Source organism: Dactylosporangium sp. CA-152071 (assembly GCF_050936335.1).
In the GTDB taxonomy this organism is placed as follows: domain Bacteria; phylum Actinomycetota; class Actinomycetes; order Mycobacteriales; family Micromonosporaceae; genus Dactylosporangium; species Dactylosporangium maewongense.
In genome coordinates, this window is the sequence record NZ_JBNJMZ010000001.1 from 3,517,323 (window position 1) to 3,533,751 (window position 16,429).

16 protein-coding genes are annotated in these 16,429 nt (G+C 73.6%); 12 read left to right on the forward strand and 4 right to left on the reverse strand.

All coding sequences use genetic code 11. From position 1 onward, the window contains the following. The first annotated feature begins 15 nt into the window (after positions 1 to 15). On the forward strand, positions 16 to 1,032 hold the full coding sequence (locus ACQEVZ_RS15680) for a LacI family DNA-binding transcriptional regulator (protein ID WP_344512848.1): 1,017 nt from the start codon (positions 16 to 18) through the stop codon (positions 1,030 to 1,032). 86 nt (positions 1,033 to 1,118) lie between these two features. Here the strand turns inward: ACQEVZ_RS15680 and ACQEVZ_RS15685 are convergent, their stop codons facing one another. Together ACQEVZ_RS15685 and ACQEVZ_RS15690 are read right to left on the reverse strand one after the other, a co-directional pair. Further along, positions 1,119 to 1,850, reverse strand: coding sequence for an isocitrate lyase/PEP mutase family protein (locus tag ACQEVZ_RS15685; protein ID WP_344512847.1), 732 nt, complete (start codon positions 1,848 to 1,850; stop codon positions 1,119 to 1,121). Continuing rightward, positions 1,847 to 2,764 carry a hypothetical protein gene (locus ACQEVZ_RS15690; protein ID WP_433366911.1) on the reverse strand — a complete coding sequence of 306 codons (918 nt, stop codon included), beginning with the start codon at positions 2,762 to 2,764 and terminating at the stop codon, positions 1,847 to 1,849. The genes ACQEVZ_RS15685 and ACQEVZ_RS15690 overlap by 4 nt, the downstream gene beginning before the upstream one ends. A gap of 56 nt (positions 2,765 to 2,820) precedes the next feature. On the opposite strand from ACQEVZ_RS15690, the gene ACQEVZ_RS15695 reads away from it, so the two are divergent. From ACQEVZ_RS15695 to ACQEVZ_RS15715, 5 genes are all read left to right on the forward strand, one after another. Further along, on the forward strand, positions 2,821 to 3,516 hold the full coding sequence (locus ACQEVZ_RS15695) for an ArsR/SmtB family transcription factor (RefSeq protein WP_433376783.1): 696 nt from the start codon (positions 2,821 to 2,823) through the stop codon (positions 3,514 to 3,516). 47 nt (positions 3,517 to 3,563) lie between these two features. Then, complete coding sequence (locus ACQEVZ_RS15700; RefSeq protein WP_344512841.1) at positions 3,564 to 3,752, forward strand: hypothetical protein; 189 nt, start codon at positions 3,564 to 3,566, stop codon at positions 3,750 to 3,752. Positions 3,753 to 3,844: 92 nt separating this feature from the next. Further along, complete coding sequence (locus ACQEVZ_RS15705) at positions 3,845 to 4,612, forward strand: crotonase/enoyl-CoA hydratase family protein (RefSeq protein ID WP_433366914.1); 768 nt, start codon at positions 3,845 to 3,847, stop codon at positions 4,610 to 4,612. A 118-nt stretch (positions 4,613 to 4,730) separates the two neighbouring features. Beyond that, positions 4,731 to 5,669, forward strand: a complete 939-nt coding sequence (locus tag ACQEVZ_RS15710; protein WP_344512837.1) for a serine/threonine dehydratase — start codon at positions 4,731 to 4,733, stop codon at positions 5,667 to 5,669. 10 nt (positions 5,670 to 5,679) lie between these two features. Beyond that, complete coding sequence (locus tag ACQEVZ_RS15715; protein WP_344512835.1) at positions 5,680 to 6,231, forward strand: QsdR family transcriptional regulator; 552 nt, start codon at positions 5,680 to 5,682, stop codon at positions 6,229 to 6,231. Here the strand turns inward: ACQEVZ_RS15715 and ACQEVZ_RS15720 are convergent. Continuing rightward, positions 6,211 to 7,800, reverse strand: coding sequence for an alkaline phosphatase D family protein (locus ACQEVZ_RS15720; protein WP_433366919.1), 1,590 nt, complete (start codon positions 7,798 to 7,800; stop codon positions 6,211 to 6,213). The genes ACQEVZ_RS15715 and ACQEVZ_RS15720 overlap by 21 nt on opposite strands. Before the next feature lie 155 nt (positions 7,801 to 7,955). Between ACQEVZ_RS15720 and ACQEVZ_RS15725 the strand changes: the two genes are divergently transcribed. The 6 genes from ACQEVZ_RS15725 to ACQEVZ_RS15750 all read left to right on the forward strand — a co-directional run bounded on the left by ACQEVZ_RS15725 (position 7,956) and on the right by ACQEVZ_RS15750 (position 14,578). Continuing rightward, entirely contained in the window at positions 7,956 to 8,642 is a 687-nt protein-coding gene (locus ACQEVZ_RS15725; RefSeq protein WP_033363396.1) for a response regulator transcription factor, read from the forward strand. Between the two features lie 38 nt (positions 8,643 to 8,680). Continuing rightward, positions 8,681 to 10,081: a HAMP domain-containing sensor histidine kinase gene (locus ACQEVZ_RS15730; protein ID WP_433366924.1), complete on the forward strand. Its 1,401-nt coding sequence runs from the start codon at positions 8,681 to 8,683 to the stop codon at positions 10,079 to 10,081. A gap of 416 nt (positions 10,082 to 10,497) precedes the next feature. Beyond that, complete coding sequence (locus tag ACQEVZ_RS15735; RefSeq protein WP_433366927.1) at positions 10,498 to 12,492, forward strand: RICIN domain-containing protein; 1,995 nt, start codon at positions 10,498 to 10,500, stop codon at positions 12,490 to 12,492. Beyond that, a complete protein-coding gene (locus ACQEVZ_RS15740; RefSeq protein ID WP_344512827.1) occupies positions 12,489 to 13,097 on the forward strand; it encodes a hypothetical protein in 609 nt (202 codons plus the stop codon). Before ACQEVZ_RS15735 ends, ACQEVZ_RS15740 begins: the two co-directional genes overlap by 4 nt. A gap of 121 nt (positions 13,098 to 13,218) precedes the next feature. Continuing rightward, entirely contained in the window at positions 13,219 to 13,428 is a 210-nt protein-coding gene (locus tag ACQEVZ_RS15745; protein ID WP_433366930.1) for a hypothetical protein, read from the forward strand. Positions 13,429 to 13,489: 61 nt separating this feature from the next. Continuing rightward, entirely contained in the window at positions 13,490 to 14,578 is a 1,089-nt protein-coding gene (locus tag ACQEVZ_RS15750) for a LacI family DNA-binding transcriptional regulator (RefSeq protein ID WP_433366933.1), read from the forward strand. A 262-nt stretch (positions 14,579 to 14,840) separates the two neighbouring features. On the opposite strand, the gene ACQEVZ_RS15755 is transcribed toward ACQEVZ_RS15750, so the two are convergent. Continuing rightward, complete coding sequence (locus ACQEVZ_RS15755; protein WP_344512821.1) at positions 14,841 to 16,355, reverse strand: MFS transporter; 1,515 nt, start codon at positions 16,353 to 16,355, stop codon at positions 14,841 to 14,843. Positions 16,356 to 16,429: the final 74 nt, after the last annotated feature.

The window sequence follows — 16,429 nt, forward strand, 5'->3', positions numbered from 1 at the left end:
GGAAGGGGGCGGATGATGGCGACGCTCGCCGACGTGGCCCGCCGTGCCGGGGTGTCTCCCGCGACCGCCTCGCGGATCATCAGCGGCAGCACGAAGCTCGTCACCGACGAGCTGCGCGAGCGGGTGCTGCGCGCCGTGGACGAGCTGCAGTACGTGCCGAACGCGCACGCGCAGTTCCTCGCCCGCGCGCAGCGGACCGCGGTCGGCGTGATCGTGCACGACGTCTCCGACCCGTACTTCGCCGAGATCACCCGGGGGCTGCAACAGGTCGCCACGGCGAACGGGCGGCTCGTCATCATCTGCAACAGCTACCGCGACCCGTCGCGCGAGCTGGAGTACGTGGAGCTGCTGCGGGCCCAGCAGGTCGCCGCGATCATCCTGGCCGGCTCCGGCTACCACGACCCGGCGTTCACGAAGGCGCTGACCGGCAAGCTCGCCGCCTACACCCGCACCGGCGGCAGGGTCAGCGTCATCGGCCGGCACGAGCTGCCCGGCGACGCCGTCATGCCCGCCAACGCCGACGGCGGGCACCTCGCCGGGGTGGAGGTGTTCGGCGGCGGGCACCGCAAGGTCGGGGTCATCGCCGGCCCGAAGGTGCTGACCACGACCACCGACCGGCTCGCGGGGCTGCGCCGGGCGGCCAAGCAGTACGGGCGGACGCTGCCGCCGCGCCGGATCGTCTTCGCCGACTTCGACCGCGACAGCGGCGCCGACGCCACCCGCCGGCTGCTGGACGACTCCCCCGACCTGACGGCGATCGTCGCCCTGAACGACTCCATGGCCGTCGGCACGCTCAGCGTGCTGCGCGAGCGGGGGATCGCGGTGCCGTCGCAGATGAGCGTGGTCGGGTTCGACGACATGCCGATCGCCCGGGACGTGACGCCGGCGCTGACCACGGTCCGGCTGCCGCTGACGGAGATGGGGGCGCGGGCGATGACCCTGGCGCTGGAGGACCGGGCGCGGACGCCCCGCGTGGAGCCGGCCGCCGCCACCCTGGTGCACCGCGAGTCCTCGGCGCCGCTGGCCACCTGACGCTGTTCTGGTCCTTGCCGCCCCTTGGGGGCGGCCTGGCTCGTGTCGCTTCTTGACGGCGGCCTGGCCCTGTTGTGTTGGCTTTGTCAGCCCGTGGCGGCGATGTCCGCGTACGTCGGCAGGCCTGCGGTGCGCACCGGGGTGCCGTCGCGGACCGCGCGGGCGGCCTCCACGGTCGCGGCGAGCGCCGCCCGGAACAGCAGCGACCCGGTGCTCACCCGCCGCACGCCCAGCGCCGTCAGCTCCGCGAGGGTGGGCCCGCAAGGGTCGTGCAGGACGTTGACCGGCACGTCCACCGCACGGACGACGGCATCGATGTCGCCCGGTTCCCGCAGCCCCGGGACGAACACCCCGTCGGCTCCGGCGTCCGCGTACGCCCGCACCCGCCGCACCGCCTCGCCCAGGTCACCGGCCCGCTGCCAGTGCGTGTCGGTGCGTGCGTTGACGAACAGCTCGGGCACCTCCCGCTTCACCGCCCTGATGAGGCGCACCTGCGTCTCGACCGGCCCCATCGCGTCCTCGACGTTGACCCCGGCGGCCCCCGCGGCGGCGACCGCGACCGCCAGGCCCACCGAGCCACGTTCGATGTCGACCGTCACGTGGCAGGGCAGCCCGGTGATCCTCCGGACGAGCCGCAGCGCGTCCGCGTCGGTGGCACCTTCCCCGTCGGGCACGCCGTTCGCCGCGGCGACCCCGAGGCTCGTCGTCCCGACCGCCACGAACCCCGCCCGCACCAGCATCCTGGCCGACGCGACGTCCCAGGCGTTCGGCAGGACGAGCGGCGCACCCGAGCGATGCAGGGACCGGAAATCGCTCACCGCCCACCTCCTGGATTCTCCGACGCCGACGCGCTGAGGGCTCCCTCGGCGATCGCGATCGCGTGGGCACGGCCCGGACAACGCCGCGGACCCGCACCGAACGGGATGCCCTGAAGACTGACGCGCACCACCTCGCCCGCCTCGACCCGGATGTGGCCCGCCTCGTCCCGGGTCCCGGAACGCTCGCCCGGCTCAACGTGGACTCCGGGACGCCCGTCCGGACCGACGCGGACTCCAGGGCGGCCACCCGGCTCGACGCGGACCTCGGGGCGGTCACGGTCGGCCGGGTCGGCGGCGGCCGTTCGGTTGCCTGGTTCGGCGAGGGTGCCGGAGGGGTCGACCAAGTCGGGGTGGCCGGCTGTGAGGGTGACCGGCCGGGTGGCCATGCGCTTGGTGGCCGGGACCGGTGGGGTGTCGCGGAGCGCCGCTTCCAGGCCCTTGGCGCGGGCCCGGGCGATCAGGGCGGCCGTCGCGTCGCAGGCCTGGACCAGCAGGCCGATCCGCGCGGCGGTGGTCTCGTCCGGTACCCCGCCGCACAGGTCCACCAGCGCGCGCACCGCCTCGTCGGCGGCGGGCTCGTCGCCGGTGTCCGGGTGGTACGCGGCAGCGACGACGCGGACCGTGGCGAGGGTCGTCCGTGAGGAGGAGGGCAGGCCGAGGGCGGTGCACAGGAGTTGCACGGGGTGAAGGTGCGGGGATGACGCGGCGGCGTCCCGGAGCGCTGCGGGGTCCACTGTGGACAGCAGGGACTCGCTGAGGGCACGGCGGCGGGTGTACGCGTCGCCGTCGCTGAACCGGCCGACGGCGGATCGCAGCCAGGCGATGCCGTGGGTGGCGGCGGGCACCGGCGGGACCACGAACGCCGGGTCGTGGAGCACGGCGAGGGCGGCGCCCGGGTCGTCGATCGTCTGCATGGTCCGACGGTAGGACCGCGACCGTTCGGCCCGGGACGAACTGACCGGCGCGGACAATCGGGGGTATGACCGCACCGTCCTCGCTCGCGCAGCTCGCCGCGCTCCTCGCCGACGAGACCCGCGCCGCGATGTGCCTGGCGCTGCTCGACGGCCGGGCGTGGACCGCCGGCGAGCTGGCCCGGCACGCCGGGGTCGCGCGGTCCACCGCGACCGAGCACCTGCACCGGCTGACGGCCGGCGGGCTGCTGGCCGAGGAGCGGCAGGGGCGGCACCGGTACGTCCGGCTCGCCGACGCCTCCGTCGCCACGCTGCTGGAGGACATGTCGGCGCGGCTGGCGCCGGACGCGACGCGGCCCACCGGGCTGCGCGCGGCGACGGCCTCGGCGGCGCTCGCACGCGGGCGGACCTGCTACGACCACCTCGCCGGGCGGCTCGGCGTCGCGGTCACGGACGCGCTGACGGCGCGGGGGCTGCTGGACCAGTCGGGAGGTTTCGCGCTGACGGAGGCGGGCCTGCGCTGGATGGCCGGCCAGGGCCTGCGGCTCGACGGCGGCAAGCGGCCGGTGGCCCGCGCCTGCCTCGACTGGACGGAGCGGCGCCCGCACCTCGCCGGGGTCGCCGGGGCACGGCTGTGCGAACGCTTCCTGGCCCGCGGCTGGGTCGCGCGGATCGGGTCGGGACGGGCCGTGCGGGTCACCCCGGACGGCCGGGTCGCCCTCGCCGACCTGCTCGGCATCGACGGCGTCGATTAGGTTTCGCGGGCGTTGGGTACTCAGCGATCACTACGAAGGAGGCCGTTGTGTTCGCTGTGATCGCCGCGATCCTGTTCGCTGTCGCGCTGCTGATGGACCTGTTCGGGGCCGACGCCGGGCCGGTGCTCGACGTGGGGACCCTGAGCCTGGCCGGGTTCCTGTGCGTCGCCCTGCACCTCGCCGGCGCGGGCACCTGGCACACCCGCTACGGAAGCTACCGCCGGCGGCGCCGCTGAGCGTGCTCGCCGCACGGGCCTTGCACGGCCGCGTCCGACCCGGGAACGAGGTCCGGGCGCGGCCGTCGTCCTTTCCGGCGACACTGGCCGGTATGAGTGTGCGCATCGAACGGTCGGGACCTGTGTGGACGGTCGTGCTGGACCGGCCGGAGACCCGCAACGCCGTCGACCGGGACGCGGCGGAGCGGCTCGCGGCGGCGTTCCGCGAGTTCGACGCCGACGACACCGCCGCGGTCGCAGTACTGTGGGGCGCCGGCGGCACGTTCTGCTCCGGTGCCGACCTGAAGGCCGTCGCGGCGGGCACCGGCAACCGCGTCGAGCCCGACGGCGACGGCCCGCTCGGCCCGACCCGGATGCGGCTCACCAAGCCCGTGATCGCGGCGGTCGCCGGGCATGCTGTCGCGGGCGGACTGGAGCTGGCGATCTGGTGCGACCTGCGGGTCGTCGAGGAGACGGCGACGTTCGGCGTGTACTGCAGGCGCTGGGGCGTGCCGCTGATCGACGGCGGAACGGTCCGGCTGCCGCAGCTGATCGGGGTCGGCCGCGCCCTCGACCTGATCCTGACCGGCCGGCCCGTCGACGCGGCGGAAGCGCACCGCATCGGCCTCGCGGACCGCGTCGTGCCGCCCGGCGAGGCCAGGCGCGCGGCGGAGGCCCTGGCCGCGACGCTCGCCGACCTGCCGCAGGAGTGCCTGCGCAACGACCGCCGTTCGGTGTACGACTCGCTGGGCCGCCCCCTCGAAGACGCCCTCGCGATCGAGCACCGCCTCGGCGTCGCCTCGCTCCACGCGGGTGCCACGGGCGGCGCCGCCAGGTTCGCTTCCGGCGAGGGCCGCGGCGGCCGCCCAGCCGGCCTCTGACCCGCACCGACACTTACCGAACAAAGCCACAAATTCGGGTATTGGCCAGCCTCTGCGGGGGTGGTGGTGGGCGGCGGATCGACGGTGGGTGCGGGGGGCGTGGACGTAGGGTGGGCGCATGGTCGACAGGGACGCGGTGGAGGCGGCGGCGCGGCGGATCGAAGGGCATGTGCGGCGCACCCCATCGGTCGAGGTGGCGCCCGGGCTGTGGTTCAAGCTGGAGCTCCTGCAGCACAGCGGCTCGTTCAAGGCGCGCGGTGCGTTCAACCGGATCCTCGCCGCGCGGGAGGACGGTGAGCTGCCGGCCGCGGGGGTCGTCGCGGCGTCGGGTGGCAACGCGGGGCTGGCGGTGGCGTTCGCGGCGGCACGGCTCGGCATCCCGGCGGAGGTGTTCGTGCCAGAGGTCGCGCCGGCGGTGAAGGTCCGCAAGCTGCGGCAGCTCGGCGCCGTCGTGCACCAGCACGGGCGGGAGTACGCGGAGGCCTACGCGGCCTCGACGATCCGGGTGGCGGAGACCGGGGCGCTGTTCGTGCACGCGTACGACCAGCCGGAGATCGTCGCCGGGCAGGGCACGCTCGCGCTCGAGCTGCCCGAGGTCGACACCGTCCTGGTCGCCACCGGCGGCGGGGGGCTCGTCGGTGGCGTCGCGGCGGCGGTCGGTGACCGGGCGCGGGTCGTCGCCGTCGAGCCGGCGGGTGCACCGACCTTGCACGCGGCCCTCGCCGCGGGTCGTCCCGTGGACGTGGTCGTGGACAGCGTCGCCGCGGACTCACTCGGTGCGCGGCGCGTGGGGACGATCGCGCTCGAGTCGGCCGTCCGGCACGGGGTGCGGAGCGTGCTCGTGGACGACGAGGCGATCGTCCAGGCCCGCAAACGCCTGTGGGCGGAGCACCGGATCGTGGTCGAGCTCGGCGCGGCCGCCGCCTACGCGGGGCTCGGGCGGCTCGACGACGCGGGTCGGGTGGCGGTGGTGCTCTGCGGGGCGAACACCGACCCGTCCGACATCGCCGACGAGGCGCCCGCTGAGACAGTTCAGGATCTGTCTCAAGGCGTGTAACCTGCCTGGCATGCCGCCCGACGAGATCTTCGATGCGGCCATGCGGCGGTTCCTGGAGCAGCGCCGGGTCGACATGCGCTCGCTCGCGGCCGAGCTGGGCATGGGCCGCGCCACGCTGTACCGGCGCGCCGGCGGCCGCGACCAGCTGCTCGGCGCGGTGCTGTGGCAGCTCACCCAGCGCAGCCTCCAGCGGGCCGTGAAGCACGCCGAGGGCCGCCGCGGCGCCGACCGGATCGTCGCGGTGATCGGCAACTTCCTTGCCGGCGTCATCGAGCAGCCGAGCCTGCGGCACTTCCTCGCCGCCGAGCCCGAGGCGGCGCTGCGCATCCTCACGTCGAAGCACGGTGTCGTCCAGCCGGGGGTCCGCGCGCACCTGGAGGGCCTCCTGCAGGAGGAGATCGCGGCCGGCGCGTTCACCCCGAGGATGGACGCGCGGACCCTGGCCTTCGTCCTGGTCCGCATCGGCGAGAGCTTCCTCTACGCGGACGCGATCGCCGACGGCGAACCGGACGTCGAGCAGGCGTTGCAGGTGATCGGGCGGCTACTGGACGACCAGCCGTGACACGCCGCTGCGCACCGCGTAGGTCTTGACCCGGCGGGCGGTGGTGTCGCGGTCGGTGCGCTCCCGGACGTGGAACCACTCCATCCGGCACGCGTCGGGGCGGACCTCCAGCACGCCGTAGCCGTGCCCTTCCAGCTCTGCCCACTTCACGTGTCCGTTGGCCGCCTGCACCAGCGACGCGGCGACCGGGCCGACGAAGCCGGGCGGGACCCCGAGGAAGTCGTTGACGTTGTCGCTCGTCACGGACGGCACGACGAACTCGACGGCGGTCGGCGAGCCGACCGTGGACCTCGTGACCAGCTCGTTGGCCCACGACGTGTGGATGTCGCCGGTGATGAAGACGGTGTCGCGGACGTTGTTGGCTCGCAGGTGGTTCACGAGCTCGTCGCGGTCGGCGTTGTACCCGTCCCACTGGTCCGTGTTGATCGCGTAGCCGTTCGAGGGAATGCCGAGCAGCTTGCCGAGCGGGCCGAGCAGCCACGCGGGGAGGGTGCCGACGTCGACCCGGGCGATCATGTCCGGGTTCCCGACGATCTTCCACCGGGCGGTCGAGGACGCCAGGCCCTGCTTCAGCCAGGCCATCTGCCCGTCGCCGGTGATGGTGCGCGACGGGTCGTCCACGGCCGTCCCGGAAGCCTGCTGCGACCGGTATGAGCGCAGGTCCAGCATCGACAGCTCGGCGAGCCGGCCGAAGCGGAGCCGGCGGTGGATGGCGCCGTCCGCGCCGAGCCGGACCGGCATCCACTCCGCGTACGCCTGCCGGGCCGCCGCCACCCGCGCCGCGAAGGAGCCCTCGGTCGCGGGGTCGTGGTTCTCCGCGCCGCCGGCCCACATGTCGTTGGCGACCTCGTGGTCGTCCCAGGTGATGACCCACGGGACGGCGGCGTGCAACGCCTGTGCGTCGGGATCGGTCTTGTACTGCGCGTGCCGGATGCGGTAGTCGGCGAGGCTGACGATCTCGTGGGCCGGTTCGGTGCGGCGCACCGTGGTGCCGCCGGCGGTGAAGCCTCCCGTCGCGTACTCGTAGATGTAGTCCCCGAGGTGGACGACCGCGTCGAGGTCGCCGCGGGCGGCCAGGTGCCGGTACGCCGCGAAGTAGCCGGCCTCCCAGTTGGAGCAGGAGACGACGCCGAAGCGCAGCAGGGCCAGGTCGGCGTCGGCGGCGGGCGCGGTCCGGGTGCGGCCGGCCGGCGACCAGACCCCGGCGACGCCGAAGCGGTAGTGGTAGGTCGTCGCGGGGGCCAGGCCGCGGGCGTCGACCTTGACGGTGTGGTCGCGCTCGGGCCCGGTGGTGACGGTGCCGCCGGAGACCACGTCGGCGAACCCGGGGTCGGTGGCGATCTGCCAGGTCACCGCGACCGACGGCCCGGCACCCGAGCCGGGGGTGGCCGACGGCGTCGGGGTCACCCGGGTCCAGAGCAGGACGCCGTCAGGCAGCGGGTCGCCGGAGGCCACGCCGTGCAGGAAGACCGGGGTCGCGGCGTGCGCGCCGGCGGCCGTGACCACGGCGACCGCGGTCGCGCCGCCGGTCACCAGCAGGGCGCGGCGCGTCAATGCATCGACAGTCATGCTCGGCAGTTGTACGGCACCCGGTTACCCACAGGTACCCGTACGAACGGAAGTCCCGGCGAACGGAGGATGACCGCCTCCGAAAAACCCGGACATGTCGGATTCGTCCATCGACCGCGAGAGCTGGCACTTGCGCCAGGACGTATGTTCTTCGCATGGCCACGGTGCTGCTGGTTGAGGACGACCATGTCGTGCGGGGCGCCCTGCTGCGCTCGTTGACCGACCGGGGTCACACGGTGCACGCGGTCGGCACCGCGCTGGAGGCGCTGCGGCGGTTCGCCGCCGAGACGCCGGACCTGGTGGTGCTCGACCTCGGGCTGCCCGACCTCGACGGCGCCGACGCGCTGCGGATGCTGCGCGGCATCGCCGACACGCCGATCATCATCGCCACCGCGCGCGACGACGAGGCGGAGATCGTGCGGCTGCTCAAGGCCGGCGCCGACGACTACATGATCAAACCGTTCACCTCCGCCCACCTCGACGCCCGGATGACCTCCGTGCTGCGCCGCACCGGACGGGCGAGCCGCGAGGAACCCACCGCCATCGAGGTGGGAGGCTTGCGTGTCGACATCGGACAACGGCAGGCACACTTGCACGGTGAGCCGCTGACGCTGACCCGCAAAGAGTTCGACCTGCTGGCGTACCTCGCCGCCCGTCCCGGACGGGTGGTCTCACGCCGTGAGCTGTTGGAGGAGGTATGGCGGCAACCCTCAGTGGGCGAGGACCAGACGATCGACGTGCATCTGTACTGGCTACGCCGGAAACTTGGCGAGAGCGCCTCGGCGCCCAGATACCTGCACACCGTGCGGGGCGTGGGCTTCAGGTTCGCGGCGCCGGACTGAGGCGGACCCTCGCCTACGTCTGCGCCGCGGTCACCACGATGGTGGCCCTGGCGTTCCTGATCCCCCTCGGGCTGGTCGTGCAGCAGCTCGCCCGCGAGCGTGCCTTCGCCGACGCCGAACGCCAGACCGCCGTGGTCGTGGCGGTCCTCACCGTGACCACCGACCCCCTGGCGATCGAACGGGCCATCGCCAGCACCGGCGGCCCGGCGGTCAGCCGCGTCTCGGTGCACAACCTGGGCGAGGAAGGCCTCGAGATCGGCACTGGGCACGCCGCCCCGAAGGACCTCGCGCGCGCCGCCGACCAGGCGGCCCCCGTCACGGCGACCGTCACCGGCGGGGTGTCCTACCTGGAGCCGGTGGACGTCGGGTCGGGCCGCACGGCGGTTGTCGAGGTCTTCATCCCTTCCGACGAGCTGTCCGACGGGGTGAGCGGCGCCTGGTGGGCGCTGACCGCCGTCGCGCTGGGACTCGTCATCGCCTCCGTCTGGGTCGGCGACCGCCTCGCCGCGAAGGTCACCGCGTCGGCCCGCCAGCTCGCGGGCGCCGCGGGGGCGCTGAGCGAGGGGTACCTCGACGTGCGCCTCGACCCGTCGGGGCCGCGGGAGCTGGCCGAGGCGAGCTTCGCGCTCAACGTGATGGCCGACCGCATCATGGCGCTGCTGACCAACGAACGCGAGCTGGTCGCGGACCTGTCGCACCGGCTGCGCACGCCGCTGACCGCGCTGCGGCTGGACGCCGAGACGCTCGACGACAGCCAGGACGCCGAGCGGATCCGCGACGCGATCGCCGCGCTCGAGGTCGAGATCGACAAGCTCATCCGCGCGATGCGGGAGCCGATCGACGCGCACTCCCCTACCCCCGACCGCGGCGAGCGCAGCGACGGCGCCGCCGCGTCGACCGGCGAGCAGGGCTGCGACGTCGCCGAGGTCGTCCGGGACCGGATGATGTTCTGGTCGGCGGTCGCCGGTGACCAGGAGCGCGACTGCAAGGCGATCGGCACCGAGGGGCCGGCGCCGGTCCACGTCGCGAAGAGCGAGCTCGCCGCCGCGCTGGACGCGCTGATCGGCAACGTCATCCGGTACACACCGCAGGGCGTGCCCTTCGAGGTCGCGGTCACCCGGCGCGACGACGGCTACGTCGTGCTGCGGGTGGAGGACGGCGGCCCCGGCATCCCGGACCCGGAGCTGGCGCTGCAGCGTGGCGAGAGCGGCCAGGGCTCGACCGGGCTGGGCCTGGACATCGTGCGGCGGGTCGCGATCGAGGGCAACGGCACCGTCAACATCGGCACGTCCGCCACGCTCGGCGGCGCCAGCGTGGTCATCGTCATGGCCGACGCCGACCCGGCCCCGAAGGAGCAGCCGCCGCAGAGCCGGTTCGGCCTCGTCGGCCGCCTCTCCAGGGAGCCGAACGAACGCCGCCGCCGCGGCAAGTCCGCCTGAGCCCGCCTCCCACCTCCGGACCTCCGATCGAGCTGATCCGGAAGACTCCGTGCTGCTCCGACGACACAAAGGGAGCGGGCGCACACCCGCCGTGAACAGGTAGGACGCCTGCCTGTTCGCCGCCGGTCGGGACCGTGGGACGTGAAACGCCATCTGGCAAAGCGGCAACGTAGGACTGCCACAAGTCTCGGTTATGAGTCCCTTAATTGGGTCGTTCGGGCTGGAACGGCACGTTGACGGATCGCTATGGTCAGCCCGTTCCCACGTGGACGGACCGGCACTCACCCGCCTTGCCACCCTCGAAGGCCGGCCGTCCCGCGCGCGGCGGGGACGGGTACCTCTGCCCTGTGCCCGTCCCCGCCGCGCCCCCTTTTTCCCCTCCGGAGGAACCGAGCGTGTCTCGAGTCTTGCGCCGCGTGGCTGTGACCGTGGCGGTCGCGGTGGTCGGCACGGGTGCGGCGATCGCCGGACCAGGTGCGATCGACGACCTGTTCAACGAGAAGGGTCCGGCCGCGATCAGTCGCGTGCCGGCCGACAACCCTGAGCTCGGCCTGGTGTACGCGGGTCTGACGCCGGCGAAGAAGGGCCAGCCGTGCGTCGGCGGGTACCAGCTCACCGAGCGCGGCCAGTGCAGCCACGGCCCTGACGTCCCGCCGTCCGGCCTGACCGTGCGGGGCACGATCGCCCCGATCACCGCGGCCGGCCCCACGCAGGTCGTCCCCGAGACGGACACGGCGGCCGCCCCGCTGGAGCAGACGGTCACCGCCGAGGACGGCTCAGTCGCCTCCGAGGGCGGTTTCGCTCTGGTCCCGGAGGCCGGCGCCGACACCGCGCTGGGATACACGATCGGCGCCTCCGGCGTGGCGTGCGACGGCGACGGCGTGGCCGGCAAGCGCGTGCAGGTGCTGTACGTGCGCGACGCCAGCACGGCGAGCCGGTTCAACCAGTACCTGGAGAGCTTCCGCACCTGGAGCGCCGGCGTCGACGCGATCTACAACACCAGCGCCAAGGAGACCGGCGGCGAGCGGCACGTCCGCTTCGTGACGACCGCCGACTGCAAGGTCGACGTCCGCGAGGTCGAGCTGCCCGCGGGTGGCCTCGCCACCTTCGACGCGACGATCCAGGGGCTCAAGGCCCTCGGGTACAACCGGACCGACCGCAAGTACATGATCTTCGGCGAGTCGAAGGTCTACTGCGGCATCGGCACCTTCAACGGCGACACCCAGCCGGGCGTGAACAACCGCAGCAACGGCGGCCCCGGCTACGGCCGCAGCGACTCCGGCTGCTGGACGGCGAGCGTCGCCGCGCACGAGCTGGGGCACAACCTCGGCGCCGTGAACAACAACGCGCCGAACTCCAGCAAGGCCGGGCACTGCCTCGATGAGTACGACATCATGTGCTACAACGACTCGGGTGGCCTGAAGACGTCCGTCCGGGCCGGTTGCACCGACAAGGCCGGTGAGAACCGGATGGACTGCAACCACGACGACTACTACAACACCAACCCGAGCCCGGGCAGCTACCTCGCGAACAACTGGAACGTGGCCAACAACCAGTTCCTGATCGCGGGCCCCGGCGGCACCACGCCGCCCCCGCCGTCGCCGACGGCGTCCCCCACCCCGACGAAGACCGCCTCGCCGACGCCCACGAAGACCGCGTCGCCCTCGCCGTCGAAGTCGGTCTCGCCGACACCCACGAAGACCGCGTCGCCGACTCCGACTCCGACGAAGCCGCCGACGGGACTCAAGGAGCTGCGGGTCAGTGACACCACCGCCAACTCGGTGCGCCTGTCCTGGGACGCGGCCGCGGCCGGCAGCCGCTACGCGGTCGTCCTCAATGGACGCTCCATCGGCCAGGTCGGCTCGACCAACGTCCGGATCGTCGGCATGCGCCCCGACACCGACTACCAGATCGGGATTTCGCTCGCGCAGAACGGCGCCCTGACCCCGTGGACGACGACCGTGAAGGTCCACACCGCGGCGGCCCCGGCGCCGACGGCCGGCGCGTGGATGGTGTTCGGCAACAGCCTGACCGGCGGGGTGGCCGACGTGTTCGGCGCCCGCAGCGCGGCCGGCACGCCGATCATCATCTACCGCCAGCACGGCGGGGCGAACCAGCAGTGGAAGCTGGAGCAGGTGGCCGGCGGCAAGTACGTGGTCCGCTCGAAGGCGACGAACGCCTGCATCACCACCACGGGTGACAAGGACGTCGCCGGTGCGACCCTGGTCCAGGGCGACTGCGCGAAGGCCTTGCAGTGGACGATCACCAAGACGGAGTTCGGTGTCTCGGTGCAGTCCGCGAGCGGCCTGGTCGTCGGCGTCGGCAACAACCAGTACTTCGGCAGCCGGCTGCTCGTCCTGCAGAAGCCGAGCGGCGCCAAGTACCAGAGCTGGATCCCGCAGCGCGCGTGAACCGGTCCTCAACCGATCGCGGCCCGGCGCCCTTGTGGCGCCGGGCCGCGGCCTGCGTGGCGGCGGCCCTGGCCCTCGCCTCCGGCACGGTGCTCGGCACCGCGAAGCCGGCCGCCGCCCATGACGGCGTCATCCTCACCCTGCACGGCGACGGCCGCGGCTCGGTGTGGGTGACGGCGACCTGGCAGGACGGCCACCCGGTCACCGAGGCCGTCGGCATCACGCTGCTGGCCACGACCGCCGACGGGCGCCGTGAGGGCCCCGCCGGCCTGCGTCGCAACGGTGACGCGCTCACGTTCGCCGGCACGCTCGCCACCGGCGACTGGACGGTCGTGGCCGAGATGGGCACGCCGGCGATCGGCCGCTGCCAGGGCGTGCTGCACGTGGCTCCCGACGGCGCGCCGCAGGACATCGTCTGCGCGCCGCCCCCGGCCGCGGCGGCACCACCTCCGGCGCCGGCACCACGGACGTCGTACACCTGGGTCTGGTACGTGCTGGGCGTCGCGGCGCTCGCCGGCGTCGCCGCGTGGCTGTTCCACCGGCGGTCGGCGGCGACCGCGAAGCGCAGGCCCTCCTCCCGGAGGACGACCCCGCGCCGCAAGTGACGTGCGTCGCTGCCTCCGACGACCCGAATTCGCTTGACCGGTACAGTTCCACTCGGTACTGTACCGGTATAGGCACTGGACCGGTACCGTACCGGGCAGGCCTGGTCCGAGGAGGTCGGCCGTGTTCCCGTTCGCGATGATCGAGTCTCAGAACGCGATGGCCCACGAGGTCCGCAGCGCGCTGCCCCAGGCGCCCGTGGTCGCGCCCGCCGCCCCGCTCATCGGCGGCCGGGCGGACAGGTCGCGCCGGGTCCGCGCGGCGCTCGCGGCGACCCTGCACCGGGCCGCCGACGCGGTCGCCCCGGCCGCCGTGTGCAGCCCCGCGAACTGAGGCAGGATATCGTCGGCGGGTCCCCCTGACGGGGCCCCGCGACGACAGCCGGGAGGTGCGCATGGCGAGGGTCACCTTGCAGACGATCGCCGACCAGGTCGGTGTGAGCCGGATGACCGTCTCCAATGCCTTCTCCCGGCCTGACCAGCTCTCCCCCACCCTGCGCGACAAGATCCTGGCGGTCGCCTCGGAGCTCGGCTACGTGGGGCCCGACCCCGCGGCCCGCGCCCTGGCCCGCGGCACGACCGGCGCCGTCGGCGTCCTGCTGACCGAGTCGCTGCGGTATGCGTTCAACGACGAGGTGGCCACCACGTTCCTCGGCGCGATCGCGGAGGAGCTGGCCCCGACGGGCCTGGCCCTGACGCTGCTGACCGCCGCCGCCCGCGACGACGTGGTGCCCGCCAGGGACGTCGCCATGGACGGCGCGATGGTCTACTCGTGCGACCCGGCGTCCACGGCCGTGGACTGGCTCATCCGGCGCAGGATCCCGCTCGTCTTCATCGACCAGGTGCCCGCCGACGGCATCCCCTGCGTCAACGTCGCCGACCGCCCCGGCGCCCGCGCCGCCGCCCAGCACCTCGTCGACCTCGGTCACCGCCGCGTCGCCTTCGTCACCAGCGGCGTGCGCGGCGCCCACGGCCTGCTGCCGGCCGGCTCCGTCATCCCGGGCGCCGCGGTCGACGAGGACGCGGCGGTCATCGACGGGTACGTCGCCCAGCAGCGCATCCTCGGCTGGCTCGACGCGCTGACCCCGGCCGGCATCACCCCGCCGGTCGTGCGGCTCACGCACGGCCAGCCCGAGGACGGCTACGACGGCGCCAAGGTCCTCCTCACGCAGGACCCGCGCCCCACCGCGATCCTCTGCTTCTCCGACGCGATCGCCCAGGGCGTCGTCCAGGCCGCGCACGACCTGGGCCTGCGGGTGCCCGAGGACCTGTCGGTGGTCGGGTTCGACGACAGCCCGCTCGCCGCCCGGATGCGGCCGGGGCTGACCACCGTGCGCCAGGACGTCCTCGCGAAGGGCCGGGCGGCCGCGGCCGCGCTCACCCGGGCGATCGCGGAGACCCGCGCCGGCACCGAACCGACCGCCGAGCAGATCCTCGTCCCGGCCGACCTCATCGTCCGCGAGAGCACCGCCCCACCCAGCTGAAGCGACCGGCGCCGGGACACGCGAGAGCGCCGGCCCCGCCCGCGTAGCACCCGCCCCGAGCGCCGTCCGCCCGGATGAATCGACCGGCGCCGCAGACGCCCGAGCGCCGCCCGCCCGACTGAAGCGACCGGCGCCGGGACACGCGCGAGCGCCGTCCGGCTGACCGGACGGCGCACGACCCGCCCGGGACCTGGCGACCTGAGGTGATGCCAGGGCCCGGGCGTTGTGCCCGAATGGGTTATGGCTTGTCGTACAGGCGACGTCAATGCACCAGGACCGGCACCTGCTCCTGGTCGGTGGCGGTGCTGGCGTCGGCAGGGGTGCGCCGGATGAACAGGATCACCAGCACGGCGGCGACGCCGAGAAGGACCGCGCTGGCGGTGAAGGCCACGTTGTACCCGTGGATCGCCGCCTCGGCCTGCTGGAGCGGCTCCGCGCCGTGGGTGGTGAGGTAGCCGGTGACGGCCGTGGTGAAGATGGTGTTGAGCAGCGCGGTCCCGAGGGAGCCGCCGACCTGCTGGGTGGTGTTGACCAGGGCGCTCGCCACGCCGGCGTCGTGGTTGGCGACGCCGGTGAGGGCGACGCTGCTCAGCGGGACGAAGACGAGGCCCATGCCGACGCTCATCGCGATGAACGCGGGCAGGATGTCCACCACGTAGTCGGAGTGCAGGTCGAGACGGGTCAGCCAGATCATCGCGGCGGTGCCCATGACCCCGCCGATCGACATGATCACGCGCGGGCCGACGCGGGGCAGGAAGCGCGCCGCAAGGGTGGCGGCGACGATGATGCCGGCGGAGAACGGCAGGTAGGCGACGCCGCTCTTGAGGGCCGAGTAGCCCATCGTCTGCTGCAGGTAGAACGTCATGAACAGGAACATGCCGAGCATGCCCGCGCCGACGAGAACCGACACGACGAACGAGGTGCCGCGGTTGCGGTCCCACAGGACGCGCAGCGGCAGCAGCGGGTGCTTCGCCCGCGACTCCCACACGACGAACGCGGCGAGCAGGACGCCGGCGGCGACGAGCCAGCCGATGGTCACGCCGGAGCTCCAGCCGTCGGTCGCGGCCTTCGTGAAGCCGTACACGAGCGCGACCTGGCCGAGGGTGGCGAGGACCGCTCCTGGGATGTCGTACTTCGTGTCGCCGGTGGCCTTGCTCTCCCGCACGACCGGCAGCGCCGCCACGAAGGCGATGATCGCGATCGGGATGTTCACCAGCAGGGTCCAGCGCCAGTTCGCGTACTGGGTGAGCAGGCCGCCGGAGATGAGGCCGATGGCGGCGCCGCCGCCGGAGATCGCGCCGAAGACGCCGAACGCCTTGGCCCGCTCCTTCGCCTCGGTGAAGGTGACCGTGATCAGCGACAGGGCGGCGGGCGCGAGGAGCGCGCCGAAGGCACCCTGCAGGCCGCGGGCGGCGTAGAGGGTCTCGGCGTTGACCGCGGCGCCACCGAGCGCGGAGGCGCCGGCGAAGCCGAGGAGGCCGATGAGGAAGGTCCGGCGGCGGCCGAAGAAGTCGGCGATCCTGCCGCCGAGGAGGAGCAGGCCGCCGAAGGCCAGGGTGTACGCGGTGACGATCCACTGGCGGTCGGCGGTGGAGATGTGCAGGGCCTCCTGCGCCGACGGCAGGGCGATGTTCACGACGGTGGCGTCGAGGACCACCATGAGCTGCGCGACGGCGATGACCGACAGGGCGAGCCAGCGTTTGGGGTCGGCCGTGGCCTCACCGGTCGCGCGTTTGGGGTTGACCGCGACGGCCGAGTCCCCCGATTGGTTCGACATGAGCTTGTGCCTCCCAAGGCATGGTTGATCGCGACCGCACCCGGTCGGCGGGCGGGCCTTCAACAGGCAGGAAT

Excerpts from the sequence above, each read along its gene's own strand:
- ACQEVZ_RS15680 (WP_344512848.1), top strand. The coding sequence starts at position 16 with ATGGCGACGCTCGCCGACGTGGCCCGCCGTGCCGGGGTGTCTCCCGCG.
- ACQEVZ_RS15690 (WP_433366911.1), bottom strand. The coding sequence starts at position 2,764 with ATGCAGACGATCGACGACCCGGGCGCCGCCCTCGCCGTGCTCCACGAC.
- ACQEVZ_RS15705 (WP_433366914.1), top strand. The coding sequence starts at position 3,845 with ATGAGTGTGCGCATCGAACGGTCGGGACCTGTGTGGACGGTCGTGCTG.
- ACQEVZ_RS15710 (WP_344512837.1), top strand. The coding sequence starts at position 4,731 with ATGGTCGACAGGGACGCGGTGGAGGCGGCGGCGCGGCGGATCGAAGGG.
- ACQEVZ_RS15715 (WP_344512835.1), top strand. The coding sequence starts at position 5,680 with ATGCCGCCCGACGAGATCTTCGATGCGGCCATGCGGCGGTTCCTGGAG.
- ACQEVZ_RS15720 (WP_433366919.1), bottom strand. The coding sequence starts at position 7,800 with ATGACTGTCGATGCATTGACGCGCCGCGCCCTGCTGGTGACCGGCGGC.
- ACQEVZ_RS15725 (WP_033363396.1), top strand. The coding sequence starts at position 7,956 with ATGGCCACGGTGCTGCTGGTTGAGGACGACCATGTCGTGCGGGGCGCC.
- ACQEVZ_RS15730 (WP_433366924.1), top strand. The coding sequence starts at position 8,681 with ATGGTGGCCCTGGCGTTCCTGATCCCCCTCGGGCTGGTCGTGCAGCAG.
- ACQEVZ_RS15750 (WP_433366933.1), top strand. The coding sequence starts at position 13,490 with ATGGCGAGGGTCACCTTGCAGACGATCGCCGACCAGGTCGGTGTGAGC.
- ACQEVZ_RS15755 (WP_344512821.1), bottom strand. The coding sequence starts at position 16,355 with ATGTCGAACCAATCGGGGGACTCGGCCGTCGCGGTCAACCCCAAACGC.